We start from the raw sequence: 25790 nt of genomic DNA, 5'->3' as shown, positions 1-25790 counted from the left end.
CCGCCGGTGGCCGTGGGGAGGAGCGGTGACGGCGAGGGGGGTGCCATATCGACATTGGACGGTCATGCACGTGCATCTGCTATTGCATCTGCACCGGACGGCGAGCATGATAACGCACGTGATCGGTTGCCATCCGTTCACTTTCAGTTACCCCCACAGGGGCAGCCATCAGGCAAAACGTGGCCCTGACGCGGCACGCCGCGTCGACCGGAGGCTGGAGGCGGTCGAGGCGATGGGAGGGATCGTGCCGGATCCGATGAGTGTCGCCTCCGGCATCTGTGCCGCCGGTGCGCTGGTCTCCTCCTGGCAACTGCGTCGACGGGCACTGCGCGCCGAGGCCGAGATCGGGCACCTGCACGCCGAGCTGGCTGCCGAACGGCACGCCGCGAGTCACGACCCGCTCACCGGGCTGCCCAACCGCCGCGCCTTCTACCGCCTGGCAGCCGCCCTGCTCACCGACGCCGCCGGCGAGCCGTTGATCGCCGTCGTGCTCGACCTGAACGACTTCAAACAGATCAACGACCAGTACGGGCACGCCGCCGGCGACCAGGTGTTGATCAGTGTGGCCGAGCGGCTCGCCGGCTTCGCTGGGGACAACCTCGTCGCCCGCCTCGGCGGGGACGAGTTCGCCGGGCTGCTCTCCACCCCCACCGTCGACAGGCGCTGGATCGAGCACGCCACCCGCCGCCTCAGTGAGACGGTCGCCGCGCCGATCCGGCTGAGCGGTTGCAGCGTCCGGGTCACCGCGTCCGTCGGGCTCGCCCCGGTGACCGGTCCGGCCCAGCTCAGTGACGCGCTCAGCCGCGCCGACGCGGCGATGTACCAGGCGAAGAGCCTCGGCGGCGCCCGCTCACCCCGGCAACTGGTCGACAGTGCCCGCCTGGCCGAGCGCTGACCCAGCACCGCCCGGCCGGTGACACCGGGTCACCCGGACATCGATCAAGCGTTCCTGGACGGCTGGCCCGTGACGACGTTTCCGGCTCGTCGCGGGCTCGACGGCCGCCGGACCGGTGGGGTGGGCCGCTCGGCGCGGCGCGGTCAGGCGTCGGTCCAGCGCGGCGTACGACCCGGCGGCGCGAGGTCGCGCAACGCCTCGTCGGCGAGGGTGACCAGACCGACAGGTGACACCAGCCCCCGCACGATCTCCGCCGCTCGATCACGGTCGGCCGGGTCGACGCCCGGGTCCAACGCCTGGCGGGTCCAGTCACTGAGGTCGTCGAGCGCGCGGACCGCGAGGAACCACGCCAGGCGAGCCGGGTCGATGTCCGCCGGACCGTAGCCGGCGAGCACGGCCCGCTGCTGCCCGGGGGTGACCGGCGCGAACGCGAGCACCCCACCCAGGACGAACATCAGGTCACACTCGGGCGGCGCGAGCACCGCGTCGTCCCAGTCGATCAGCCACACCTGCCCGTCCGCGCCGAGCAACAGGTTGCCCAGGTGTGGGTCGCCGTGACAGACGACCGGTGCGGGCTGATCGCGCTGGTCGGCGGCCATGCGCTCGACCTCGCCGGTCAGTGTGCGTACCCGGCCGGCCGCCGTGGACCACACCGCCGCGAGCTCGGCGAGCGCCGGACCGGCGGGGTCGGCCGGGTCGGGGTCGCGCAGCCGCTCGGCCATCGCGCGGGTCGCGGCGACGATGGAGGGGTACGCCGCACCGCCCGGCGGCAGCAGCCGGCTCAGTTCGTCGGTTACCGGCACCGCGTGCACGGCCGCCAGCACCTCGCCGTACGCATGCCAGTGCGCGTCGGTCATCGGGCCGTCGAGCGCCCGCTGGTCGGACACCCACGGCACCACCGAGACGCGGCGGCCGTCGAGGTCGACGGACAGCTGTCCGTCGTGGGTCCGCAGCGGCGCGGCGATGCCCGGCACCCGATGTCGGGCCAGGTACGCCGTCACGGCCAGGCCGGCCGGGGTGCCCCCGCCGCTCAGCTTGACCGCGTACCGAGCGCCGTCGACGGTGGACGCCAGCCACAGTCGGGCGTGTTCGTCCGCACCGTGGGTCACCCGCTCCATCATGGACAGCCGCAGACCGAAGGCCGCCCGAACCTGTTCGGCCACCTGCCGTGCGACGTCCTCGGTCATGCGGACAGCATGCCAGCACTGCCGGCCGCGTCCACGCTCAACGCAGTGTGGTCAGGTGCCGGTCCAGCGCGGCGTACGACTCGGCGGCGCCCTTTGCCATGCCGGAGTCGACCACGCCGTCGCGTTCCTCGGTGGTGTCGTAGTGGGCGGTGACGGTGACGGTGGTGCGCCCCTCCTGCTCGGTGAAGACAAGTGTCTCCACCGCCACGTGGCCGGGCATGCCCTCGAACTCGAAGGTCTGCACGATCCGCTCCGGCACGACGATCTCGCGGAACTCACCGCGGAAGGCGTAGTCGTTGCCGTCCTTGGCGTGCTCGACGTAGCGGTAGTGGCCGCCCTTCCGGAAGTCGATCTCGACATCCAGCGGGTTCCCCCGGCCCCACCAGTGCTGGAGGTGCTCAGCCTGCGTGTGCGCGGCGTAGACCGTCTCACGCGGGGCGTCGAAGCACCGGGTGAGGGTGATCTCCCGGTCGGACGGCAGGTCGACGGTCAGGTCAGGGAGTTTGGTCATGGTGGGTCTCCGTCAGGTCGCGTAGGTAGGTGTCCAGGGTGTCGTAACGGTCGTCCCAGAGCCGGCGGTACTGGTCGACCCACTCGGCGATCGTCCGCAGCGGAGCCGGGTCCAGCCGGCAGCGACGCCACTGCGCCTCGCGGGTCCGCACGATCAGGCCCGCACGCTCCAACACGGCGAGGTGCTTGGAAACCGCCTGCACGCTGATCGGGAACGGTGCCGCCAATTCGTTCACCGTCGCGGCACCGGTCGCCAGCCGGGCCAGGATGGCCCGGCGGGTCGGATCGGCGAGCGCGGCGAACACGGCGTCGACTGGATCTGCTGTCATCTGTCGCTTTCAACCGTTGGGTTAATCAACCTGTCAGTTGAATATACAGCTCGGCTCCGTCCCGTCAACGGTTTCGCCGTACCGGATGGGCCCGTGTGTTCGGGGGTCCCTGCCCGGGTATGGACAACCGCACCCCAGCGGACCACCGGGAGGAACCGACGTGGCGACCATTCGCGCCCTCGTGCTCAACTGCACCCTCAAGCCGTCGCCGACCCCGTCCAGCTCCGAGCAGCTCGGTCGGGAGGTGCTGGCCGAGCTGGCCGCACAGGGTGTCGAGGGCGAGCTGGTCCGGGTGGTCGACCACGACGTGCGCTTCGGGGTGTCGACCGACGAGGGCGACGGCGACGGCTGGCCGGCGATCCGCGCCAAGCTGCTGGCGGCCCAGGTGCTCATCATCGCCACGCCGATCTGGCTCGGTCAGCCGGCCAGCGTCTGCAAGATGGTCCTCGAACGCCTGGACGCCGAGCTGTCCGAGACCGACTCCGCCGGTCGGCTCCTCACCTACGGCAAGGTGGCCGGCGTCGCCGTCGTCGGTAACGAGGACGGCGCGCACCACACCATCGGCGAGGTGCAGCAGGCACTCAACGAGGTCGGGTTCACCGTCCCCGCCGCCGCGGCGACCTACTGGGTCGGCGAGGCACTGCACAAGGTGGACTACCGCGACGCCGGTCCCAAGCCCGACACCACCGGCCGCACCACGAAGGCCCTGGCGCTCAACACCGCGCACCTGGCCCGGCTGCTCGCCGATAAGCCGTACCCACCGCCGGACACGCAGGGCGCCGCGGTCGGCCCGAGCCGCGAGCAGCCGCGCGGTCAGCGCCAGCCGTAGCCCGCGCGCAGCGCCTGCCCGACCCGGTCGAACCGGGGCCGGTCCAACACGGCGCCCTCGCGGCGGATGCTGTCCTCCCGCATGGTGAGCACCCGGTCCAGCCGGACCCAGCTCGGCCGGTTGTCCCGGTCCCACTCGCCCGGCCCGAGCGCGAACCAGTGCCGCTGCCCGTCCCGCTCGCTCTGACTGGACAGCATCAGCCCGAACAGCGTCCGGCTGTGCCGCCCGACGACAAGTACCGGCCGGTCCTTGCCCTGCCGGGGGTCGTCCTCGTACGGCACCCACGTCCAGACGATCTCGCCCGGGTCGGCCTGACCGTCCCGCTCCGGGGCGTAGGTCAACTCCCGTCGTTGCAGGGCGCTCACCTGACGGCGACGGGCCACCTGCGCGGGTGCCGGCCCGGTACGTCGGGGCGACGGGATCACCGCGCCCACCCGGGAGATACGAGCCGCGACATTCCTCAACAGACCAGCCACGGCGGGCAGCCTACCCGTCGCCGCGCCGGCCGTCGGCGTGGGAGTTGCCGGGGCAGACTGGGCCGATGACTGACGTACCCAACGACCTGCCGCTCCTCGAACGGCGTGCGGTACGGGTGGTGGTCCTCGACCACAGCGATCGGGTGTTGCTGTTCCACACCCACGACCCGGACCATCCCCGGCTGGGCAAATGGTGGGAGCTGCCGGGCGGCGGCATGGACCCCGGGGAGACCTACCGCGGCACCGCGGTGCGCGAGCTGCGCGAGGAGACCGGCATCGTGGTCGCCGCCGACCAGGTGGGCGCGCCGCTCTGGCGACGGCGGGCAAGCTTCCTGCACCGCCAGGTGCGGCACGTCCAGGACGAGGTGGTCGTCAGCGTACGACTGGCGGGCCCCGGCCCGGACGTGGACGAGGCGCACCGCCTCGACTACGAGCGGGAGGACTACTTCGGCTTCCGCTGGTGGCCGGTGCCGGAGGTGGTGGCCAGCCCGGACCGGTTCTACCCCGGGCAACTCCCCCGGCTGATCACGCCCTTCCTGGCCGGTGAGGAGATCGACGAGCCGTTCGAGTTGTGGTCGTGAGCCCGGCCGGCGGGCAGAGTGGGGGCATGACGACCGATCTGCACGGGCCGCTCTCCGCGTACGCCGCTCGGTTGCACACCACGATCGGCGACCGGCACCACGTCGCCTCCCCGCTCGGCGCCTGGCTGCTGCTCGCGGTCTGCGCCACGGCGGGCGACTCCGACCCGGCCGCCGAGGACCTGGCTCGCGCTCTGGGCACCGACCTGGCAAGCGCGGCGCAGGTCGCCCGGACGCTGCTGGACGCACCACATCCGCTTGTCGCGTCCGCCACCGCGCTCTGGCACCGGGCGGGCCGGGGCGGCGGGTCGACCGGTTGGCGGGCCGCGCTGCCCGCGACGACCGAGGTCGGCGCGCTGCCCGACCAGGCCGGGTTGGACGCCTGGGCGCGCGAGCACACCGACGGCCTGATCGACAGGTTCCCGCTGAAGGTCAGCCCGGACGTGGTCTTCGCCCTGGCCAGCGCGCTGGCCACCCGGATCTCCTGGGCGACACCGTTCGACCGCACCGACGCCCGCGCGCTCGGTGCCGGCAGCGCGTGGGCGCGCCGGCTACGCCAGGTGTTGCGCAGCCCGAGCCAGGGCCACCGGTGCGCCATCGTCTCCGGCACAGGAATCGGCGACGTGATCGTGCACGCCGCACCGGCGCGGAGCAGCGACGGCGCGGGGCTGGTCGTCCTCTCGGTGGCCGCCGCAGCGCAGGTGTCGCCCGCCGAGGTGTTGGCCGTCGCGTACGACCTCAGCGCCGGCGCGGCCGACGGCGAGCCACCGGCCGGCAGCCGGTCGCTGTTCGACCTGCCGCTCGGCGAGACCCCGCTGTGGACGCTCACCGAGGAGCGGGTCCGGACCCGGGCCCGCGACGGCCGCGAGGAGCGGCACATCGCCGTGCTCCCCTGCTGGTCGGCGCGGAGCGAGCACGACCTGAGTGCCCCGGCGCTGGGCTTTCCGGCCGCCACGGCGGCGCTGGCGAGGGCGCTGGCCCAGCCTGTGCAGGGCTTCGAGGCGCGACAGACGGCGGTGGCCCGTTACGACAGGTACGGCTTCGAGGCAGCCGCGGTGACCGGGATGTTCGGGGTGGTGAGCCTGCCGCCGGAGGGGGTGGCCCGCACCGCGGAGCTGCGCTTCGGCCATCCGTACGCCGTGGTCGCCCTCGCCACCGATGCCCGGCCGGACGGGACCACCGGGCCGTGGCACGGGGTGCCCGTGTTCTCCGCCTGGATCACCGAGCCGGAGGAGCTGCCCGACTCCGCGACGTGAGGCGCGCGATCATCCCGCGTTCACCGAGTTCTCGCCGTCCTGCGCCGCCTTGCGTACCTCGTCGTTGGCCGAGGTCGGGTCGTAGCCGGTGGCGCGCAGGAGGTCGCTGGCGGCAGTACGCAACTGGGTCACCACCGCGTCGCCGAACTCGTCGACCCCGAGCGCGCGGGCGCGGCCAGCCGTGTAGACGGCCTCGCGTACCGCGTGGCGGGTCCTCTCGGTGGGACGTCCGGCGCGATGCTCGCGGCGCAGCAGCTCGACCGAGTCGGCGAACCGTCCAATGCCGGCGGGCAGGTCGGGGGGTATCGGCTCGTTGTACTGCAACGCCATCGCCGATCGGCGCGCAACTCCCCGACTGTGCTCGATGACGCGTTCCACGTGCTCGCTGGCGCGGGCGAACCGCTCCACATCCTGCCGGCGCAGCCATCGGGCAGGGGCGAGGCTCACCACCTCCTCGGCGCCGCTCAGAGCCTGGTGCATCCGGTCCAGGGCCGGGCCCATTCCGCGCAGTGCGTCCAAGGCCCGCACCGCCCGCTGCTGGTCGCCGGTGGCCAGCGCCGCGGACACCTCCCTCAGCTGACCGGCGAGCCGCTGGTAGATCGGGGCCGCGTCGCGGTCGAGGATTCGCATCGGGTTCAGCGGCACCAGCAACGCGACCACCACGAGGCCCACGGCACCGCCGACCATCGCCTCGACGATCCGCGGCCATTCCAGGTCGTGCTGAGCTGGAGCCAGGGTCGCGAGCAGCACCGCCGTACCGCCGGCCTGGCCAACGGCCGCTCCGCTGCGCCCGAAGAGCACGAGCGTGGCGAGGACGGCGCACCCGACGACGAATCCGGTCTGCCAGAACCCGGTGCCCAGAAAGCTCAGCAAAAGGTCGGTGGTGGCGATGCCGAGGCCGACCCCGACCAGCAGTTCGATGGTCCGGTGTGCACGTTGGCCGAGCGCGGCCACAATCGTGCCCACGGCCGCGGAAGGGGCGAAGATCGGCGCGGGGTTGTCCAGCAGGTCGTGCCCGATCGACCAGGCCAGAGCCGCGGCGAGTCCCGCCTGCACCGAGATCACCAGGGCGGCTTCCAGCTGACTCAGCCGCAACCGGCCCGCCCGGCCACCCCGACCCCGAAGCCGGGCAGCGGCGCGCCTGACCTCTTCCACCACACGGTCGCGCCGCGGGCGGACGCCGTGCCGGCGGTGACTATCGGCATTCACCGAGCACTCGTACCACGCCGCGGCCCGGCAGGTCCGGACAATCCCGACCCCGGCGGCACCGTCGGCCCCGATGAGCGTGCCCCGCCGGGTCCACGACCACCCGGCGAGTGGTGGATCTCGCCCGGGACCGGACGGCGCGGGGCGGGGTCAGGGCAGGTAGCGCGTGGCGTCGCCGTCTCCGTCGCGCGGCAGTCGCGCCACCAGCTGCCGGAACTCCCGTACGGTCATCGCCGACCGCAACGTGCCGAAGACCGCGCCGGTGCCGGCCCGGGCGGTAGCCGGGTCCACCCCGGCGCGCTCTCCCACCCGGCGCAGGAACTCCGCCGGGCCGGCGTCCGGCGTCGGAGCAATCGCGGCGGCGCCACCGACGTCCAGCCCGACCCCGGTGTCCAGCCCGTCCACGCCACCGTCCGATCCGCCAATCCCCGCCGGATCCGGGGCGGCACCGACGGTCCCGGCTCGATCCGCGGCTGGGCCGGTCAGGTAGCCGTCGACCTCGTCCGGCAGGTGCCCGACGAGGTCGTCGGGCGCGCCACCGGTCACCCGCTCGGCCAACGTCCGGAGTACGGCGCGGGCGAGCGCGGCGGCCTGCTCGGGCGGCAGGCCGGAGCGGCGGGACACCGCGTCGATGAAGTACGGGAACCCGTCGCGGTCGGTCACGTCCGGGCGGTTACCCCCGGCCGGCCGCGACAAACGGCGCCGTCAGCGCAGGAGACCCTCCGCCAGCAGGTGGTCGAAGATGAGGTGGTCGACAGGCGAGGTGCGGTGCCGGTCGGCGTAGCCGAGCCAGGCCATCTCGGCGATCTCGCTGGCCGGCCGCAGCCGTCCCTGGTAACCGGCCCGGTAGCAGGTCATCCGCACGGCGACGCCACCCGCGTGCCCGTGCGCCTGCGCGGTGAAGGTGCCCAGGTGCACCGCGCGGCGCACGTCCACCTCGACGCTCAACTCCTCGTCGATCTCCCGGCGCAGGGTCTCCAGGTCGGTCTCCCCCGGCTCACGCTTGCCGCCCGGCAGGTACCAGACGTCCTTGCCCACCGACCGGGTGCTCAGCACCCGCCCGTCCTCGATGAGGATCCAGGCCACCTTGTCGATCTCGCGCACGCCGCCCCTTCCGGTCGAAGATCGGGCACGCTACCAGCCGGTGGCCGCCGCACGTTCACTCGGCCAGCAGGTCGAGCAGCAGCGCGGCGGTCCAGCTGAACGCCGGCGAGCCCAGCCCGGCGCCGGTGTCCGGGTGGAAGTACTCGTGGCAGCCGGCCCCGCCGACCAGGTCGATCATCGAGCGACGCAGCCCGGCGGCCAGCTCCGGGTGCCCGTGCGCGAGCAGCCCGCGCCGGACCAGCCAGCCGATGTTCAGCCAACTCGGCCCGCGCCAGTAGCGCAGGGGTTCGAAGTCGCGCGCGGTGCGGTCGTAGGTGGGCAACGGCCGGTCCATTCGCCGGGCAACCCCGAACCGGGCCGACCGGGCCTCGACGGCCAACGCGTCGGCCTGCCGCGCGGGCAGGTCGGGCAGGATCAGCGGCGTCAACCCGAGCACGGTACGGGCGCTTACCAACCGGTCGGTGCGCAGGTCACGGGGCTGGAACGTCCCGGTGCGGTGGTCGTAGAGCCGTCGTAGCAGCGCCTCGGTGATCCGGGCCGCACGGGCCCGGTGCGGCCCCGGGTCGGCCCCGACAAGCACGGCGATCTCGGCGAGGGCGTGTTCGGCCGACCCGTACGCCGCGTTGAACAGCGGGCACTCCACCAGGAAGGGGTGACCGTCGGCCAGCCGGCGGTCGGAGTAGCCGCGGTCCCGGTAGGCCGCGACGATCGCCAGGTAGCGCGCGTAGTCCAGGTCGGTGGGGCGGTGCGCGGCGTCGGCGTGCGCGGTGTCGTGCCGACGGTACGCGCGCATGACCGCCGCCTCCGCCGCGACCGCGGCCATCGGCTCGTCCCAGGCCGGGCTGTTGTCCAGCCCGGACTCCCACGGGTGCACGAGGCAGACCAGCCCGTCGCCGGCCACGTCCCGCCGCGTCGCCAGGTACCGCTGCTGGGCGACCAGCCCGGGATAGAGCCGGCGCAGCGCGGCCAGGCCGACGGGGCCAGGTGCCCGCTGGTACGCCAGCCACGCCGCGAGCGCGTGCACCGGTGGCTGGACCAGGCCGGAGGTGTCCACGGCGGGCGTGCCCGCGACAGCCGACGAGCGCCACAGCTCCGGGCCGGGGAAGTACGTGCCGACCCGCATCGCCGGGTTGAACACGATGTGCGGGACCCGCCCGTCGACCCACTGCGCCCGGAAGAGGCTCGCCAGCTCCCGCCAGGCGCGCTCGGGGCGGACCTGGGCCAACCCGACCGCGATGAACGCCGAGTCCCAACTCCACTGGTGCGGGTAGAGGGTGCGCGAGGGCACCGTGTGGTCGCGTTCCCAGTTGGCGTCGAGTGTGTCGACGGCGAGTTGGCGCAGCCCGGCGACGTCGGCCGGCCCACCGGTGCGGGCGGGGTCGGCGTCGGCCGTCACACCTCCGGCGCTCACGCGGCGGCCTCGCGGGGCAGCGCGTGTCGCAGGACCGTCGCGGCCTGTTGCAGGGCCCGGACCGGGTCACCGCGCAGCCGGCACTCCAGGGCCAGCCAGCCCCGGTAGTCCAGCTCCAGCAGCGTACGCACCAGTGCCGGCCAGTCCAGGTGCCCGGCGCCGGGCTGGCACCTGTTCGAGTCGCTCACCTGCACGTGCCCGAGGTACGGCGCGGCGGCACGCAGCGCCCGGTGCATGTCGTCCTCCTCGATGTTCATGTGGAAGGTGTCGGCGACCACCCGGACCGACGGCATCCCGACGGCGGCACAGAGCGCGACCGCCTCGTCGAGACGGTTGACCATGTGGTCCTCGTACCGGTTGAGGGGTTCGAGGAAGAGGGTGACCCCCTCGGCCCGGGCGTGCTCGCCCAGCTCGCCGAGGGCGTCGAGGAGGACCTGCCGGTCGCCGGCCGGCGGACGCGGCGGCTCGAACGGTGGTAGCCGTCGGGAGAACATCCCCCAGGCCGCCGGGGTCATCACCCCGATGCCGCCCAGCTCGGCGATCACCGAGAGCTGCGAGCGCAGGTTACGGACGGCGTCGGCGGAGCGGGCCGGGTCGAAGTCGCCGATGAAGTGGTCCATCTCGACGCAGACGGTGGGCAGCACGGCCCCGGCGGCGCGGGCCCGGCGCAGCTCCGGCAGCCGGCGGGCGAACGCGAGGTCACCGCGCCCGCGTAACTCGATGCCCTGGTAGCCGAGGGCGGTCGCGAGCGCGTACTTCTGGGTCAGGTCGGTGCCCGGCAGGAGTTGTTCCTGACAGGCCAGCGCGATGGTGGTCATTCAGAACCTCAGCACCACTTGGAGGACGTCACCGGCGCCGCGGTCGAGCAGCGCGAGGGCGTCGGCGACGGCGCTGGCGTCGACGATGTGGCTGACCAGCGGCATCGGGTCGAGGCTGTGCTCAGCCACCAGATCCATGAAGGTCTGCGCCACCCGGTCTCCGGTCCACCGGCCGGCCATGCTCGGCGCGGGGGTGGGCCCGGAGACCTGGGCGGCCACCAACTGGATGCGGTTGTGGTGGAACTCCTCGCCGAGGCCGAGCGCGTCGGCCTGGCCCTGGTAGAAGCCGGCGGCCACGACCCGGCCGGCGTGCGTGGTGGACCGGATCGCCTCGTGCAACGCCGGGTACGCGCCGGACAGCTCCAGGCAGACGTCCGCGCCCCGGCCGTCGGTGGCCCGACGCAGCACGGCCGCCGCCGATTCGGTGCGGGCGTCCACGGTGGATCTCGCGCCGTAGCCGGCGGCGTGCGCCAGCCGGCCGGGCACCGGGTCGACGGCCACCACCCGGGCGCCGGAGAGCACGGCGAGTCGGGTGGCGAGCAACCCGATGACGCCCTGCCCGAAGACGCCGACCCAGTCACCGAGGTGCAGGTCACCGGCGAGCACGGCGGTGAGCGCGATGGCGCCGGGCCGGGCGAAGACGGCGGCGAGCGGGTCCAGCCCGGCGGGGAGTGGACGGACCGCGCCGGCGGTGAGCACCGCCTCGGCCCGGTGACCCCAGATGCCCCACACGAGCTGCCCGGAATGCCGGTCGGTGACCTCCGGGGCCACCTCGACGATCTCGCCGACCTCTTCGTAGCCGAAGCCGATCAGCGGGTACGGAACCGGGGTCTGCCGGGGGACGAACATCCGGGCGGTGTCGTCCCAGTCCTTGCTGAGCCGGGGATTGCTGCCCCGGTAGAGGGTCAGCTCGGTGCCGGCGGAGATGCCCGAGTAGCAGGTGCGGACCCGGACCTGACCGGGGCCGAGCGGATCCGGTGGGCAGGGCTCGAGGCTGATCCGTCGAGGCCCGGCGAGAGAGACGACCCAGTTGCCCATGTGTCACATCCCGGTAGCACTGGGCTCCAGGATAGCAAAAAATCGCCATATGTCTTGTCATTGATCTATCGATGGTGTTGAATCCGTCATGTACCCTTCGAGAGGAGTGCCACTGATGTCAGCACCTCCGAGGCGGATACTCGCCACCACCCTGATCATGGCACTGTCCATGCCCACCCTGCTGGCCTGCGGAGACGACGAACCGGACAGCAACAGCAAGAAGATCACCGTCTGGAGCCTGGAAGACGTCGCCGACCGGGTCACCGCCACCAAGGCGATCATCGCCGACTTCACCGCCAGGACCGGGATCCAGGTCGACCTCGTTACGGTCAACGAGGACCAGTTCCCCTCCCTGATCGCCGCCAACGCCGCCGCCGGCGACCTGCCCGACGTGGTCGGCTCGGTCTCCCTGGCCGGCGTCCGCACGCTCGCCGGCAACGAGCTGCTGCACGCCTCGGCGAACGCCGAGGTCGTCGACAAGCTGGGCAGGCAGACGTTCTCGCCCCGGGCGTTGGAGCTGACCTCCGACGACGGCAAGCAGCTCTCCGTCCCCAGCGACGGGTGGGGTCAACTGCTCGTCTACCGCAAGGACCTCTTCGCCGCCGCCGGCCTACCCGCCCCGGACACGTACGAGCGGATCACCGACGCCGCGGCGAAACTCAACACCGGCGGCGTCGCCGGGATCACCGCGGCGACCTCCGCCAGCGACGTGTTCACCCAGCAGACCTTCGAGCACCTGGCACTCGCCAACGGCTGCCAGCTCACCGACGACTCCGGCAAGGTCACCCTCGACTCGCCCCAGTGCGTCGAGGCGATCCGCTTCTACGGCGACCTGATCCGCACCAGCTCGGTGAAGGGCGCCCAGGACGTGGACACCACCCGGGCCACCTACTTCGCCGGCAAGGCGGCCATGGTCATCTGGTCGCCATTCATCCTCGACGAGCTGGCCGGGCTGCGCAACGACGCCAAGCCCACCTGCCCACAGTGTCAGAGCGACCCGGCGTTCCTCGCGAAGAACAGCGGGTTCGTCACCGCGATCAAGGGCCCGAACGGCACCGAGCCGGCGCAGTACGGCGAGATCAGCTCGTGGGCGGTGCTCGACGGCGCGGTGACCGACCCGGCCAAGTCCTTCGTGGAGTACATGCTCAGCGACGGCTACCCGAGCTGGTTCGGCATGTCCCCCGAGGGCCGCTTCCCGGTGCGCAAGGGCACTTCCGCCGAGCCGGAGAAGTTCCTCACCGCGTGGAACACCAGCCAGGCCGGGGTGGACGCGAAGAAGCCCCTCGCCGACGTGTTCGGCGAGGAGGTGCTGGCCACCCTGCGCCGCAGCCCGGACACCTTCCAGCGGTGGGGGCTCACCCAGGGGCAGGGCAAGCTGGTCGGCGCCATGCTCGGTGAGCTACCGGTGCCCAAGGCGCTCACCGACGTCTACTCCGGCAAGTCCGACGCCGCGGCCGCCGCAGGCCGGGCCAAGAAGGACGTCGAAGCCATCAAGGCGGGCGTCAATTGACCACCACCGCGCCCGAGACCGGCCGCTCCCCCAACCGGGAGCGGCCGGGACGGGCCGGCCGCCGTCGCCCACTGACCCTGCGCCGCCGCGAGTCCCGGGCCGGGCTCGCGCTCGTCGCACCGACCCTGCTCGTCACCGTCGCGGTCATCGGCATCCCGATCGTGTGGACCGTGGTGCTCGCCTTCCAGCGGGTCCGGCTCGCCACGTTGCGCAAGACCGGCCTGTTCGGCGACTTCACCATGGACAACTTCGACCGGGTGCTGCACACCCCCGGCTTCGCCGAGACGCTGTGGGTCACGCTGATCTACAGCATCGGCGGCACCGTCGGGTCGATCCTGCTCGGTCTGGTGGCCGCCCTGGTGGTCCGCCGGCCGTTCCGGGGCCGCACGCTGGTCCGGGCGTCCATGCTGCTGCCGTACGTGGCGCCGGTGGTCGCTGTGACGTTCGTGTGGCAGGTGATGCTCGACCCACAGCTCGGCATCGTCAACGCGTGGGGCCAACGCCTGCTGGGCTGGGACGCCCCGGTGCCGTTCCTGTCCCAGGAGTCGACAGCGCTGAGCACGGTCATCGCCTTCGAGGCGTGGCGGTACTTCCCGTTCGCGTTCCTGTTCCTGCTGGCCCGGCTCCAGGCGGTGCCCGGCGAGTTGGAGGAGGCCGCCCGGGTCGACGGCGCGACCCCCACCCAACGGTTCCGGCACATCCTGCTGCCCCAACTGCTGCCGGTGATCGCCCTGCTGGGCGTGCTGCGCTTCATCATGACGTTCAACAAGTTCGACGACGTCTACCTGCTCACCGGGGGTGCGGCCGGCACCGAGGTGGTCAGCGTGCGGGTGTACGAGTTCCTCACCGCTCGCACCGACATCGGCGCGGCCTCCGCGCAGGCGGTCGTGCTGGCCGTGGTGCTCATCGTGTTCGTGCTGATCTATCTGCGCTTCTTCGGACGGAGGGCCGGCTGATGGACCGGGACGTGGTCGAGACGGTGAGCCTGCGGTGGCTGCGACGCCTGGTGATCGCCGTGTTCCTGGTGGTCACCGTCTTCCCCTTCTACTACATGCTGGTGCTCTCGGTACGCCCCATCGAGCAACTGCTGCTCGACCCGGGCGCGCTGCTGGTCGGCTTCGGTGAGCTGACCGTGTCCACGTACACCGAGGTCCTGAAGGCCACCGACGACGGGGGCCAGGGGTTCCTCACCTTCATCCGCAACAGCGGGGTGGTGGCGGTCTCGGCGACAGTGCTCACCCTGCTGGTGGCGATCCCCGGCGCGTACGCGGTGGCCCGGCTGCGGTTCTTCGGCCGGCGGCAGGTCGACTTCCTGTTCCTGGCGGTCTACCTGTTTCCGTCGATCGTCATCGCGATCCCGTTGTTCGTGGTGTTCAGCCTCGCCGAGCTGCGCGGTTCGCTGTTCGGCCTGGTGCTGGTCTACATCTCGCAGACGCTGCCGGTGTCGGTCTACATGCTGCGCAACTACTTCGAGACCATTCCGGTGAGTCTGGAGGAGTCCGCCGCCATCGACGGCGCGGGTCGGCTCGGCATCATCCGCCGCGTCAGCCTGCCCCTCGCCCTGCCGTCGATCATGGCGGTCGCGCTCTACGACTTCATGATCGCCTGGAACGAGTTCCTCTTCGCCCTGCTGTTCCTGGTCGACAAACCCGACAGGTGGACGGTGTCGCTGGGGCTGTCCCTGCTCGCCGACGGGGTGGAGGTGCCCAAGACGGTGCTGATGGCCGGGTCGGTCGTCCTCACCCTGCCCATCGTGATCCTCTTCTTCGCCAGCGAGCGGCTGCTCACCGAGGGGCTCACCAGCGGCGCGGAGAAGGGATGATCGTCTCCCCCGGGTCCCCCGCGGCATCCCCACCGGCCCGGTTACGGTGGCCACATGTCCAACCCGACCCGCTGGGCGACCGACACCGGCCCCGAGCACTCACAGTGGTATATCGACCGGTTCCGCAAACTCGTGGCCGAGGGCGAGGACCTGGCCGGCGAGGCCCGCCTGGTGGACACTCTGGTCGCGCCCGGCTCCCGGATCCTCGACGCCGGCAGCGGCACCGGCCGGGTCGGTGCCGCGCTTGCCGAGCGTGGGCACACCGTGGTGGGAGTGGACGCCGACCCGATGCTCGTCGACGCCGCCCGCGCCGACTATCCCGGCCCCACATGGCTGGTCGCCGACCTGGCCGAGCTGGACCTGCCGGCGCTTGGTGAGGCGGAGCCGTTCGACGCGGCGGTGCTGGCCGGCAACGTCCTCGCCTTCGTCGCCGTCGGCACCGAACCGGAGGTGCTGCGCCGGGTCGCCGCGCACCTGCGCCCCGACGGTGTGCTGGCCGTGGGCTTCGGCACGGAGCGGGGTTATCCCCTGACCGCGTTCGACGCCGACGCGGTGGCCGCCGGGCTGCGCGTGGAGCACCGCTTCGCCACCTGGGACCTGCGCCCGTGGCGCGACGACGCGCCGTTCGCGGTAAGCATCCTGCGCCGCCCGGCCGACTGACGGCCGACCCGACCCCGGTCGGGCGGCGTCACCCTCAGTCCGGGGCGGCGACGGCCCGAGCGGCGGCCGGGTCCAGGGTGGCGCCGGCGGGCACCAGGCTGACCAGCCCGGCGGGCAGCCGCATCGGGCGCACATCCCGGTAGCCGAGCATCGGGAGCACGTCCCGGTCGGCCAGCACGTAGCGTCGGCCCAGGTCGGTGACCACGGAGACCGCGCCCCCGGCCGCGCCGGGCGCCGCGGCGGCCTCGACCACCGCGCCACGACCCGGCTCCACCACCACGTGGTCGGCAAGCACCGCGCCACCGCCGGGCACGGTCCGCGGCGTGGCCGCCAGGTCCCGCAGCGGTACGCCCCAGCGCACCTCGGCGACCCCGCCGTCGTCGGCGACCCGGGTGCAGAGGGCGCCGTCGTCGCCGGCCGCGAGCCGGGGTGGGGTCGGCGGTGGGGCGTTCGCGCCGCTCGGCGCGAGGTCGGGCACCGTGGGCAGCGCGGCGAAACGGCCCAACGTCATTGGCACCGGCTCACCCTGCCCGGTGCGAGCCAGCAACAGCCCGGCCTGCAACTCGGTGATGCCGGCCAGACCGGCGTCGACGGCCACCGCGTACTGCCGGCCGCCACCGGAGTTGCTCACCAGGTAGACCGTGCCGATCACGGCGTCCGGCACCCGGGTGGCGGGCTGCCCCAGCCCGGGTAGGTCGAGCGGGGCGAGGTCGGTGCCGGCGGGCAGCGAGTTGAGCAGGGCGGGCGCTGCCGCCACCGCCTGCGCGCGGGTGGTGGCGAGCGCCGCCAGCACCCGGCTGGGATCGCGGACGAGGTAGCGCCACTGGTGCCAGACCAGGTGCAGCCCGCCGTCGGGGTGCCGCAGCAGCAACGCCTCGTCGCCCAGCGGCCGGCCGCCCCCGGGCTCGGTGCCGATCAGCAGCGCGGAGCGGGGCGGCTCCCCCGCCGGGGCCGTCGAGCAGACGGTCCACGCCGCCGTGGCGAGCCGGCCGGGGGCGGGCAGCGAATCGGGCGCGTCGGCGATGCCCAGCGGCAGCCCGCGCGGCACGCCGTCGATCGTGCGTCGGGAGACCAGCACGGTCTTGGACCGGTCCGCGCCGACGATCAGCAACGCCGAGGCGTAGTTGAGCACCGGGTGCAGCTTCTGCTCGCGATAGACGAACCGGGCGCCGGACTCCTTCTCCACGATCACCGCACCCGGGTCGCGCCAGCCGTTGCCGCCCCCGGCGAACAGGCCGTAGAGCGCGGAGCCGCCGAGCCCGATCGCCGCGACCAGGACGCTGGCGAGGCCGGCGCCGGCCAGCCGCCGAAACGGCGACTGCGCGGGGTCGGTCTCCCGCATGACCAGAGCGGCGACCGCCCGTTGGACGCTGAACTGGTAGGAGTGCAGCTGGTCCTGCCGCGACGGCATGAGGTCCCTTCCGGTGGTTCGGCCGGGCACAGAATATGCGGTGCGTCGATGTCTCGGGACCCTGCGTGTCCGGCACGGGGCAACCGGTACCATCCGGGGACGAATCCGGCGGCGAGAGGGCACCCGTGGGCGCGCGTTTCGAGGAGCTGGCCTGGCGGGAGACCCCGATCGGCGCGATCAGCCTGCGCCGACGCCGGGATCCGGCCCTCCAGGTCGAGGTGTACGAGGTCAAGCTCGACGACGAGTACCTGATGTCCAGCCTGTTCCCGGTCGCGGAGATCGAGCTGGCCCGACTGGGTCTCGCCGAGGTCGCCGGTGACTCGCTCGACGTGGTGGTCGGCGGTCTCGGGTTGGGCTACACCGCCTGCGCGGCGCTGGGCGACCCACGGGTGCGTTCGCTGCTGGTGGTGGAGGCCATCGAGGACGTGATCGACTGGCACCGTCGGGGGCTGCTGCCGTTCGCGGCGGGGCTCGCCGAGGACCCGCGGACCCGGTTCGTGCAGGCCGACTTCTTCGCGGCGGTGGCCGGCGACGTCGGCTTCGACGCCGAGGTGCCCGGGCGGCGGTTCGACGCGGTGCTGCTCGACGTCGACCACTCCCCGCGCAACGTCCTGCACCCCAGCCACGCGGCGTTCTACCCGCCGGCCGGTTTGCGTCGGCTGGCCGCGCTGCTGCGCCCCGAGGGGGTGTTCGCGCTCTGGTCGGACGACCCGCCGGACGCCGAGTTCACCGCGGCGGTCGGCGAGGTGTTCGGGGAGGTGCGGGCGCACGTCGTGCCGTTCGCCAACCCGCTGACCGGCGGCGAGTCCGCGAACACGGTCTACGTGGCGCGCGCCGAGGGCTGAGCCGGCCGGGCCAGCCGGGCTGGCCCCCGGGGCCTGCCCGTGATCGACTCAGTTTTTCCGGAGATCGGGCCGTCCCGCGTCCCGGACACCCCGACGTCAACGAACCCCTGTCGATCAAAAGCAGCTCTTCTCACCTCAACCGGGCATGGTGGCCGCCGGATCGGGAAGGAGACCCCGTGCCCGCCGCACCAGGCGCGGCCGGTCACCGGAGGTGGACATGCGTGCACTGCTCTGGGTCGTCGGCGTGGTAGCCGGCGTGCTGATCCTGCTCGGGCTGCTCCTCGAAGCCGTCCGCTGGCTGATCATCATCGGTCTGATCGCGCTGGTGATCGTGATCATCCTGGGCGTGGTCAAGGGGCGGCAGGCGATGCAGCACCAGAACCGCCGACGCTGACGGCCGGCCCGGTCAGAACCAGTCCGGGCGCATGTCGAGGCTCGTGCGGTCGCGGCTCTCCAGCAGGTCGAACTGTGGGCCAGTGCGGGGCAACTCGACCTGGAAGAAGTAGCGTGCCGCCTGGCGCTTGCCGGCGTGGAACGCGTCGCCGGCCCCCTCCGGCGGCAGCGCCAGCACCTGCTCCAACCACATCCACGCGATCACGACGTGCCCGACCGCCTCCAGGTAGGCGCTGGCGTTGGCCAGCGCCAGCACCGGGTCACCGTCGGCCCACAGCCGGCGGGTGACAGCGGTCGTCCGGTCCACCGCACCGGCCAGCCGGTCCGCCAGCCCGGCCGCCTCACCGCCGGCCTTCCGGCCCCGCTCGACGGTGTCGCCGATCGTCGCGGTCAGCACCGCGAGACCGGCGCCGCCCCGCATGGTCATCTTGCGTCCCAGCAGATCCAGCGCCTGGATGCCGTGGGTGCCCTCGTGGATCGGGTTGAGCCGGTTGTCCCGGTAGTGCTGCTCCACGTCGTGATCGCGGGTGTACCCGGCGCCTCCGAGCACCTGGATCGCCAGGTCGTTGGCGGTGAGGCACCACTGCGACGGCCAGCTCTTGGTGATCGGGGTGAGCACGTCCAACAGCAGGTGCGCACGTTCGCGGTCCGCCTCGACGGGGGCGGTCTGCTGCTCGTCGAGCAGCCGCGCGCAGTAGAGCACCAGCGCCAACGCCCCCTCCACGTAGCTCTTCTGCGCCAGCAGCATCCGCCGCACGTCGGGGTGCTCGATGATCGGCACCTGTGCCGTGGCCGGGTCCTTCGCACCGACCGGACGGCCCTGCGGCCTCTCCTTCGCGTACGCCAGGCTCTTGAGATAGCCGGTGTACCCCAGCGCGGTGGCACCGGCCCCGACCCCGATCCGGGCCTCGTTCATCATGTGGAACATCTGGGCCAGACCCTGGTGTGGCGCGCCGACCAGGTGGCCGACCGCACCGGCGCGGCCGCCCGGGGTGTGCCCCCCGTCACCGAAGTTGAGCAGGGTGTTCGTGGTGCCCCGGAAACCCATCTTGTGGTTGAGCCCGGCCAACACCACGTCGTTGCGGTCGCCGAGTGACCCGTCCGGGCCGACCAGCACCTTGGGCACGATGAACAGCGAGATGCCCTTCACGCCGGGCGGGCCGCCGGGGATCCGCGCCAGCACCAGGTGGACGATGTTCTCGGCCAGCTCGTGATCGCCACCGGAGATCCACATCTTGGTGCCGAAGAGCCGGTACGTGCCGTCCGCCTGGGGCTCGGCCCGGGTGGTGATGTCGGCGAGTGAGCTGCCGGCGTGCGGCTCGGACAGGCACATGGTGCCGAAGAACCGGCCGTCGAGCATGGGCCGGACGTAGGTGTCCACCTGCTCGGCACTGCCGTGCGCCAGCAGCAGGTTGGCGTTGCCCAGGGTGAGGAACGGGTACGCCGAGGTGGCCACGTTGGCCGCCTGGAACCAGGTGAAGCAGGCCGCCGCCACGGCGTGTGGCAGTTGCAGGCCACCGACCGAGGCGTCCAGCCCGGCGCTGAGCAGACCCGTCTCGGCGAAGCTGTCGAGCGCCGCGCGGACCTGCGGGATCAGCCGCACCCGCTGCCCGTCGACTGTTGGCTCGGCGAGGTCGGCGGCGCGGTTGTGCGGGGCGAACTGCTCGGTGGCCACCCGCTCGGCGAGGTCCAGGGCGTCGTCGAAGGTCTCCCGGGAGTGCTCCGCGTAGCGGGGACGCTCGACGAGTTCGGCCACCCGCAGCCACTCGTGCAGCAGGAAGTCGAGGTCGCGGCGGGAGAGCAGGGTGGACGGCACGGCACTCCTCATCGGGCACGGGGGTGGTCGAGCCTGGACGACGGCCCACTGTCGCCCTGGCCCATCCTGGCGGATCGACGGGGCGTGCACCACCGGGCCGGGCGGCGGTCGACGAGCGGAACGTGTCACACCCGCCGACTAGCGTCGCTGCCCGTGACCGAACCCGGAGACGTCCCGCCCGAGGTCCTCGACCGGCTGCGGCCGATCTGCCTCGGGCTGCCGGAGACCTACGAGGAGCCCGCGTGGGTGGGCACCCGCTGGCGGGTCCGCAAGCGGACCATCGCCCACGTGCGCAGCGTCGATCCCGATCGCCAGCCGGTCCACGCACGGGCCGCCGCACCCGACCAACCTGCCTGCCTGCTGACCTTCCGGTCGCCACTCGACGAGATCGCCGGTCTCCTCGCCACCGGGCACCCCTTCTACAAACCGGACTGGAGTCCGAACGTGCTGGGCATGGTCCTGGACGGGAAGACCGACTGGGAGGAGGTGGGCGAGTTGCTCACCGAGAGCTACCGCATCATGGCCCCGAAGCGACTCGCCGCCCAGGTAGGCCCTCCGGCGCCGCCAGTCGGCTGAGCGCCGAGGGCACCCTGCCGTCCGCTGAGCGCCGGCGGTCTCCTGGAGCTATCCGCTGCCGACGCAGATCGCGGCCCACCTCGACGCCGGCGCGTGATCGTCCTGTGGTCGCCGGCGGTCGGGTGCCACGTGCCGCACCGAGCAGCACGTCGGCATCGTCGATATCCTGGCCGACATGCATCGAAGCCGCGTGTACGCGCTGCTGATCGACGCCCCCGAGGCGCAGGCCGCCCAGGCGGCAAAGTTCTGGTCGGCGGCGCTCGGTGTCAGCACCCGGTCGGATCCGGCGGAGCCGCAGTTCGTCGGCCTGCACGAGGCGTTGCCAGGGCTGGTCACGGCCGTGCAGGCGGTGGACGACGCGCCGCGCTATCACCTCGACATCGAGACCGACGACGTGGCGGCCGAGACCGCGCGGCTGATCGACCTGGGCGCTGCCGAGGTGTCGCGGTGGTTGGAGTGTCGGATCCTGCGGGCCCCCGGTGGGCATCTCCTGTGCGTGCTGCCGGTGGCGAGCCCACCGGAGGTCTTCGCCGCACAGGCCCGCACCTGGCCCTGAGCCGCCGGCCTGTCACACGGCGGCGCTAGGGTCCCGACCATGGCTGATTTCGTGTTGGTGGCAGGGGCGTGGCTGGGGTCGTGGGCCTGGGACGAGGTGGTGCCGCCGCTGCGGGCAGCCGGGCACGACACCTACCCGTTGACCCTCTCGGGTCTCGCCGAGCGGCAGGGCGTGGCCGCCGGCCAGCAGACCCACGTGCGGGACATCGTCGACGAGATCGAGCGTCGTGACCTGCGCGACGTGGTGCTCGTCGGGCACAGCTACTCGGGCATCCCGGCGGGTCAGGCCGCTGAGCGGATCGGCGACCGGTTGACCAGGGTGGTCTTCGTCGACTCCGAGGTGCCGGTCGACGGCGGGTCGTTCGCGTCCGGTTGGTGGCAGGGCCAGGCGGCGTTCGAGGCGCTGCTCGCCGACAACGGCGGTTTCTGGGCGCCGCCCGGTGCGGCCGACCTCGACGGTCAGGGGCTCACCGGCGAGCAGGTGACCCGCCTGGTCGAGGGCTGCACGCCGCACCCGGGTGCCACGCTTACCGAGCCGGCCGTGTTGAACGGCCCGCTGGGCGAGCTACCGGCGACGTACATCAAGTGCCTGCTCGACGGGCCCGAGCCCAACGAGACCGTGGCCAAGCTGCTGACAAGCGACCGCTGGCGACTGGTCACGATGGCGACCGGTCACTGGCCGATGCTCTCCCAGCCCGCCGAGCTGGCTCAGATCCTGCTGGCGGAAACCATCTGACCGGCGAAGGCCCGGCCTCCCCCGCACACCGACTACCGCCCCGCGGCACCCACCGACCGCGGCCCGCGGGTCAACCACCGGAATCAGCGACATACCGGTGCGCCAGCACCCCGGGCAGCGGCGGTTCCGCGTCGGGCCACGGCGGTCCGGGCGAGCCACCCGGGTCGATCAGGCCGTCTGGTCGTCCAGGGTCCTGATGTGGCGCACCGGCGACGCGAGCAGCCAGAGCACGGCGAGCACACCACCCAGGCCGGCGACGACAAGTGTCGGTCGCAACCCGATGGTGGTGCCCAGCACACCACCGACAAGCGCGCCGAGCGGTCGGATGCCGTAGTTGACAGCGCTGTACGCACCGGCGCGGCGTCCGCGCGCGTCGTCGGGTGTGACGGCGGTGAGGAGGGCGTTGAGGTTGACGTCCATCAGCATCACCCCGACGCTGGAGACCAGCTCGATGGCTGCCAGCAGGGCCACCTTCGTCCAGGTCGACCCCGACACCAGGGCGGTCAGCGCCAGCGGCGCGGGAAAGAGCACCGCGCCGATCATCGCGGTACGCCCCAGTCCGATGGCGCGCGAGATCCGTGGTGCGAGCGCCGCGCCCGCGAGCCCGCCGACCGCCCCGAATCCGAGGGCGACGCCGATCTCGCCGGCCGACAGGTTGAGGTCGCGGCTGGCGTAGAGCAGCAGCAGGGCGCTGGCGATGAAGGTGAAGAAGTTGACAGTGCTGGTGCAGCCGAGGGCGGCCCGCAGCACCGGGTGCCGCAGCACCAGCACGAGCCCTTCGCGGACCAGGCCGAGGGTGGACGTTCGGCGCGGCGGCGGAGGCGGCTCGGTCACCGGGATGCGACTGAGCAGCAGCGCGGAGCCGAGGAAGGAGACCGCGTCGACGACGATCGCGACCGGCGCGCTGAGCGTCTGGACCAGTCCGCCGCCGACGGCCGGACCGGCGATGAACGAGAGTGACCGGCTCATGCTCAGCTTGCTTGTCGCGTCCACGTACGCCGATCGCGGCACCAGGGCCACGAAGAACGCCTGGCGTGCCATGGCGAACAGCACCGCCCCGGCACCGGTGAGCAGTCCCACCAGGTAGAGCTGGGTGAGGGTGATCGCGTCGAACAGATAGGCCACCGGCAGGCTGATCAGCACCGCGGCGCGGATCAGGTCCGCGATGATCAGGAGTCGCCGCTTGTGGGTGCGCTGGTCCACCCAGGCGCCGAGGAACAGGCCCAGCAGGTTGGGCAGCCAGATCGACGCGGTGAGGACGCTGACCTGCACGGGCGTCGCGGCGAGCAGGGTGACGGCGATCAGTGGCAGGGCCAGTTCGCTGATCCGATCGCCGAAGTCGGAGACCGTCTGACCGATCCAGAAGGTGCGGAACCGCCGGTCGCGGTGCAGGGCCGGCGGAGGCGCCGCCCCGGGGGCGCGCAGGGTCTTGGCGCCGGGGGCGCGCTCGGTGTCGGCGCCGGCGGTGCGCACGGTCTCGGCGCCGGGGGTGTTCACGACGCGGCCGGATCGTCGTGGGCCTCGGCCTGGTCGTCGTTGGCCTCGGCCTCGGCCTCGGCCGGAGCGTCGTCGCCGGGCTCGGGCAGGAGGTAGCGCAGCATCCGGACGATCCGCGCTCCGTCCGGGGACGACTCCTCCTTGCGCCGCACGAACGGAGCGATCAGCTCTTCGATCGACTCCTCAAGCTGCCGCAGCTCGTCGGCGGTGGCCACGAACCGGGTGTCGGCCACGCCGGCCAGGGCGCGCCACTCGGGCTCCAGCCGGGGCTCTTCGCGCAGCAGCCACTGCTGGGGCGCGTCGGCGTTGCGGGCGAACATCTCGCCGCGCAGCAGTTGGCTCGCGGACTGCCCCTCCACGCTGTCGGTCGCTGTGAAACGGAAGCCCCGGGCAGCGGCCTGCCACCAGCGTTCCCGCTTGCTGGTGGCGCCGTCCCAGTCGGTGACCAGGCCGAACGTGGCGAGGTGCCGCAGGTGCCAGCTCACCACCGACGGTGTGGCGCCGACGTGCGGCGACAGCCCGGTCGCCGTGGCCGGGCCGTGCCGCTGCAGGTGTTCGAGGATCGCCAGCCGCACCGGATGGGCGAGTGCCCGCAGCGCCTGCGGCTCGGTGATCTCGAAATCCCCGTACGGGTTCTTGAGAGACATGTCTCGAAAGTAGTCTCTCACGTCGGGTCCGGCAACCCCGGGCCGCACGGGGACCACGTGACGATCAGGCGATGCCCAACCGCGCCAACGGCTCGACCAACTCCCGCTCCTCGTAGCTCAGGTGCGACAGCAGGGCGTCGGTCAGCAGGTCCACCGCCGCGCGCAGCTCGGCGAGACCGTCCGGAGACCCGACGTACGCGACCAGGGCCCGGTCGACGCCCTCCAACACGTCGTGGATGACGTGGTGCTCCTGCTCCAGCCGGTCGACGACCGGGCCGAGTCGGGGGTCACGCGCCCGCAACCGGGGAAAGAACGACTGGTCCTCGATGGTGTGGTGGGTGGTGACGATCCGGCAGTACGACTCGCAGTAGACGCCGAGCGTCCAGCGGTTCTGTCGCATGGTCATGGTGTTGATGTGGGACCGGGCCGCCCCGGCGTCGATCTCACCGGCCGCCACCTGCTCGATCAGATCGTGAATCTGGGCCAGCTCGGCACGCAGGCCGTCGTGGACCTGCACCAGGTGCGCCCCGGTGGCCTGCTCGTGCGGGGTGTAGGTGCGGTCCGAGTCGGGCGCGGGCCCGGTCGGCCGGGTCGACTCGTCCCAGACCCGCTGGTCGCTGCGCCGCACACCGTCGTCGGGGGTCGGCACCACGGCGAACGCGCCACCGGTCGCTGTCGCGCGGCTCGGCCGCACCGCCGGCTCCGGCGCACGCTCCGGCCCCGGTTGCGGCGCACGCCCCGCCTCCGGGTCCGGCTCCGGCCCCCGCGCACGCTCCAGCTCCGGCGTCGTACCGCGATCACGCTCCGCCGCGACCAGCTCACGAACCGCCGGAGCCACCTCGCCGGCGAACCGGCGCAGGTCGTCGGGATCGTCGCTGCCGAGGATGAAGGTGCTCACGCCCTCCCCCAGCGCCAGCTCGGCCAGTTCCCGCGCCCACTGCTCGGCGGGCCCGTTCAGCGGTCCGCGCCCGGCGGCCGAGAACTGCCCGGAGATGTTGAGCAACCGGCGCACGTCCTGCGGTGACCGGCCGGCCTCCCGCGCGGCGTCGTCGATTGTCGCGTTGCCCCTGGTCAGGTCGCCCGGCTGGAGATAGCCCAGCGAGGGCAGCCAACCGTCGGCCCGGCGACCGGTGAGCTGGAGCATCCGGGGCTTGTACGCGCCCAGCCAGATCGGCACCGCGTGTGCCGGCGCCGGCCCGCGCTTGGCGCCCCGCACCCGGTAGAACTCGCCGTCGACACGCACGCCGCCACGCGCCTCGGCGTCCCAGATCTGGCGGATGACCTCGATGGCCTCCTCCAACGCGCGTACGCCCTGGCCGGGGGTCAGGCGTCGGCCGCCCATCGCCTCGATGGCGTCCCAGAACGCCCCCGCGCCGAGGCCGAGGCCCACCCGGCCGCCGCTGAGCAGGTCCAGGCTTGCCACGCTGCGGGCGAGCACCGCCGGTGGGCGCAGTGGCAGGTTCGTCACGTTGGCCGCCAGGTGCACGCGGCTGGTCCGGGCCGCGACGAAGCTGAGCAGGGTCCAGGTGTCGAGGAACGCGGGCTGGTACGGGTGGTCCTGAAAGGTGACCAGGTCCAGCCCGACCTGCTCGGCCAGGACGGCGAGGCCCACCGTGCCGGCCGGGTTGTCACCGCTGGGGGTGACGAACGATCCGAAGACCAGGTCGTGGCCGTAGTCGCTCATC

At 72.7% G+C, this 25790-nt stretch carries 28 protein-coding genes; 13 read left to right on the top strand and 15 right to left on the bottom strand.

The window, feature by feature from the left end:
• The first annotated feature begins 244 nt into the window (after positions 1-244).
• Positions 245-895, top strand: a complete 651-nt coding sequence (locus AB0F61_RS29535; protein ID WP_357816255.1) for a GGDEF domain-containing protein — start codon at positions 245-247, stop codon at positions 893-895.
• Between the two features lie 143 nt (positions 896-1038).
• Here AB0F61_RS29535 and AB0F61_RS29530 read toward each other — a convergent pair whose 3' ends face one another.
• The 3 genes from AB0F61_RS29530 to AB0F61_RS29520 are packed head-to-tail and all read right to left on the bottom strand — an operon-like array spanning position 1039 to position 2921.
• Positions 1039-2082, bottom strand: coding sequence for a phosphotransferase (locus AB0F61_RS29530; protein WP_357816253.1), 1044 nt, complete (start codon positions 2080-2082; stop codon positions 1039-1041).
• 37 nt (positions 2083-2119) lie between these two features.
• The gene (locus AB0F61_RS29525) at positions 2120-2593 is read right to left on the bottom strand and encodes an SRPBCC family protein (RefSeq protein WP_357816250.1); all 474 of its coding nucleotides are present in this window, start codon (positions 2591-2593) and stop codon (positions 2120-2122) included.
• The gene (locus tag AB0F61_RS29520; protein ID WP_357816247.1) at positions 2577-2921 is read right to left on the bottom strand and encodes a metalloregulator ArsR/SmtB family transcription factor; all 345 of its coding nucleotides are present in this window, start codon (positions 2919-2921) and stop codon (positions 2577-2579) included. Before AB0F61_RS29520 ends, AB0F61_RS29525 begins: the two co-directional genes overlap by 17 nt.
• Positions 2922-3081: 160 nt before the next feature.
• Here AB0F61_RS29520 and AB0F61_RS29515 point away from each other — a divergent pair, with 160 nt between their 5' ends.
• Positions 3082-3750, top strand: a complete 669-nt coding sequence (locus AB0F61_RS29515; protein ID WP_357816244.1) for an NAD(P)H-dependent oxidoreductase — start codon at positions 3082-3084, stop codon at positions 3748-3750.
• On the opposite strand, the gene AB0F61_RS29510 is transcribed toward AB0F61_RS29515, so the two are convergent.
• On the bottom strand, positions 3735-4226 hold the full coding sequence (locus AB0F61_RS29510) for a type II toxin-antitoxin system PemK/MazF family toxin (RefSeq protein WP_030336385.1): 492 nt from the start codon (positions 4224-4226) through the stop codon (positions 3735-3737). The genes AB0F61_RS29515 and AB0F61_RS29510 overlap by 16 nt on opposite strands.
• A 65-nt stretch (positions 4227-4291) precedes the next feature.
• On the opposite strand from AB0F61_RS29510, the gene AB0F61_RS29505 reads away from it, so the two are divergent.
• Positions 4292-4807, top strand: coding sequence for an NUDIX domain-containing protein (locus tag AB0F61_RS29505; protein ID WP_357816240.1), 516 nt, complete (start codon positions 4292-4294; stop codon positions 4805-4807).
• Between the two features lie 26 nt (positions 4808-4833).
• Positions 4834-6060 (top strand): hypothetical protein, encoded by a 1227-nt coding sequence (locus tag AB0F61_RS29500; RefSeq protein WP_357816236.1) that lies wholly within the window; start codon positions 4834-4836, stop codon positions 6058-6060.
• Positions 6061-6069: 9 nt separating this feature from the next.
• On the opposite strand, the gene AB0F61_RS29495 is transcribed toward AB0F61_RS29500, so the two are convergent.
• The 6 genes from AB0F61_RS29495 to AB0F61_RS29470 form a co-directional block, all read right to left on the bottom strand.
• On the bottom strand, positions 6070-7155 hold the full coding sequence (locus AB0F61_RS29495) for an FUSC family protein (protein WP_357816234.1): 1086 nt from the start codon (positions 7153-7155) through the stop codon (positions 6070-6072).
• Positions 7156-7416: 261 nt separating this feature from the next.
• Complete coding sequence (locus tag AB0F61_RS29490) at positions 7417-7929, bottom strand: DUF2267 domain-containing protein (RefSeq protein ID WP_357816231.1); 513 nt, start codon at positions 7927-7929, stop codon at positions 7417-7419.
• 42 nt (positions 7930-7971) lie between these two features.
• Entirely contained in the window at positions 7972-8370 is a 399-nt protein-coding gene (locus tag AB0F61_RS29485) for an NUDIX domain-containing protein (protein ID WP_357816228.1), read from the bottom strand.
• A gap of 55 nt (positions 8371-8425) precedes the next feature.
• Complete coding sequence (locus tag AB0F61_RS29480) at positions 8426-9712, bottom strand: hypothetical protein (RefSeq protein WP_357816301.1); 1287 nt, start codon at positions 9710-9712, stop codon at positions 8426-8428.
• Between the two features lie 65 nt (positions 9713-9777).
• Positions 9778-10599: a sugar phosphate isomerase/epimerase family protein gene (locus AB0F61_RS29475; protein ID WP_357816225.1), complete on the bottom strand. Its 822-nt coding sequence runs from the start codon at positions 10597-10599 to the stop codon at positions 9778-9780.
• Positions 10600-11637 carry a zinc-binding dehydrogenase gene (locus AB0F61_RS29470; protein ID WP_357816223.1) on the bottom strand — a complete coding sequence of 346 codons (1038 nt, stop codon included), beginning with the start codon at positions 11635-11637 and terminating at the stop codon, positions 10600-10602.
• Positions 11638-11752: 115 nt separating this feature from the next.
• On the opposite strand from AB0F61_RS29470, the gene AB0F61_RS29465 reads away from it, so the two are divergent.
• The 4 genes from AB0F61_RS29465 to AB0F61_RS29450 are packed head-to-tail and all read left to right on the top strand — an operon-like array spanning position 11753 to position 15629.
• On the top strand, positions 11753-13147 hold the full coding sequence (locus AB0F61_RS29465; RefSeq protein ID WP_357816220.1) for an extracellular solute-binding protein: 1395 nt from the start codon (positions 11753-11755) through the stop codon (positions 13145-13147).
• Positions 13144-14103, top strand: coding sequence for a sugar ABC transporter permease (locus AB0F61_RS29460; protein ID WP_357816217.1), 960 nt, complete (start codon positions 13144-13146; stop codon positions 14101-14103). Before AB0F61_RS29465 ends, AB0F61_RS29460 begins: the two co-directional genes overlap by 4 nt.
• Positions 14103-14969, top strand: coding sequence for a carbohydrate ABC transporter permease (locus tag AB0F61_RS29455; protein ID WP_357816214.1), 867 nt, complete (start codon positions 14103-14105; stop codon positions 14967-14969). Before AB0F61_RS29460 ends, AB0F61_RS29455 begins: the two co-directional genes overlap by 1 nt.
• A 54-nt stretch (positions 14970-15023) precedes the next feature.
• Positions 15024-15629 (top strand): class I SAM-dependent methyltransferase, encoded by a 606-nt coding sequence (locus tag AB0F61_RS29450; RefSeq protein WP_357816211.1) that lies wholly within the window; start codon positions 15024-15026, stop codon positions 15627-15629.
• A 34-nt stretch (positions 15630-15663) separates the two neighbouring features.
• On the opposite strand, the gene eccB is transcribed toward AB0F61_RS29450, so the two are convergent.
• Positions 15664-17040: a type VII secretion protein EccB gene (gene eccB, locus AB0F61_RS29445; protein WP_357816208.1), complete on the bottom strand. Its 1377-nt coding sequence runs from the start codon at positions 17038-17040 to the stop codon at positions 15664-15666.
• A 125-nt stretch (positions 17041-17165) separates the two neighbouring features.
• Here eccB and AB0F61_RS29440 point away from each other — a divergent pair, with 125 nt between their 5' ends.
• Positions 17166-17885 (top strand): spermidine synthase, encoded by a 720-nt coding sequence (locus tag AB0F61_RS29440; RefSeq protein WP_357816206.1) that lies wholly within the window; start codon positions 17166-17168, stop codon positions 17883-17885.
• A 217-nt stretch (positions 17886-18102) separates the two neighbouring features.
• Positions 18103-18279, top strand: coding sequence for a hypothetical protein (locus AB0F61_RS29435; protein WP_357816203.1), 177 nt, complete (start codon positions 18103-18105; stop codon positions 18277-18279).
• 12 nt (positions 18280-18291) lie between these two features.
• Here AB0F61_RS29435 and AB0F61_RS29430 read toward each other — a convergent pair whose 3' ends face one another.
• The gene (locus AB0F61_RS29430) at positions 18292-20106 is read right to left on the bottom strand and encodes an acyl-CoA dehydrogenase (protein WP_357816200.1); all 1815 of its coding nucleotides are present in this window, start codon (positions 20104-20106) and stop codon (positions 18292-18294) included.
• A 141-nt stretch (positions 20107-20247) separates the two neighbouring features.
• On the opposite strand from AB0F61_RS29430, the gene AB0F61_RS29425 reads away from it, so the two are divergent.
• The 3 genes from AB0F61_RS29425 (at position 20248) to AB0F61_RS29415 (ending at position 21961) form a co-directional block, all read left to right on the top strand.
• Positions 20248-20670 (top strand): MmcQ/YjbR family DNA-binding protein, encoded by a 423-nt coding sequence (locus AB0F61_RS29425; protein ID WP_357816199.1) that lies wholly within the window; start codon positions 20248-20250, stop codon positions 20668-20670.
• Between the two features lie 175 nt (positions 20671-20845).
• Complete coding sequence (locus AB0F61_RS29420) at positions 20846-21226, top strand: VOC family protein (protein WP_357816196.1); 381 nt, start codon at positions 20846-20848, stop codon at positions 21224-21226.
• Positions 21227-21265: 39 nt separating this feature from the next.
• Positions 21266-21961 carry an alpha/beta hydrolase gene (locus AB0F61_RS29415; RefSeq protein ID WP_357816194.1) on the top strand — a complete coding sequence of 232 codons (696 nt, stop codon included), beginning with the start codon at positions 21266-21268 and terminating at the stop codon, positions 21959-21961.
• A gap of 168 nt (positions 21962-22129) precedes the next feature.
• On the opposite strand, the gene AB0F61_RS29410 is transcribed toward AB0F61_RS29415, so the two are convergent.
• From AB0F61_RS29410 to AB0F61_RS29400, 3 genes are all read right to left on the bottom strand, one after another.
• A complete protein-coding gene (locus tag AB0F61_RS29410; protein ID WP_357816191.1) occupies positions 22130-23458 on the bottom strand; it encodes an MFS transporter in 1329 nt (442 codons plus the stop codon).
• Complete coding sequence (locus AB0F61_RS29405) at positions 23455-24105, bottom strand: helix-turn-helix domain-containing protein (protein ID WP_357816188.1); 651 nt, start codon at positions 24103-24105, stop codon at positions 23455-23457. The genes AB0F61_RS29410 and AB0F61_RS29405 overlap by 4 nt, the downstream gene beginning before the upstream one ends.
• Before the next feature lie 64 nt (positions 24106-24169).
• Positions 24170-25789, bottom strand: a complete 1620-nt coding sequence (locus tag AB0F61_RS29400; RefSeq protein ID WP_357816185.1) for an LLM class flavin-dependent oxidoreductase — start codon at positions 25787-25789, stop codon at positions 24170-24172.
• Position 25790 lies beyond the last annotated feature (1 nt).

This window comes from Micromonospora sp. NPDC023888 (assembly GCF_040639415.1).
Taxonomy (GTDB): domain Bacteria; phylum Actinomycetota; class Actinomycetes; order Mycobacteriales; family Micromonosporaceae; genus Micromonospora.
The sequence above is the reverse complement of the archived record's forward strand: the minus strand, read 5'-3'. Positions and strand labels throughout refer to the sequence as shown.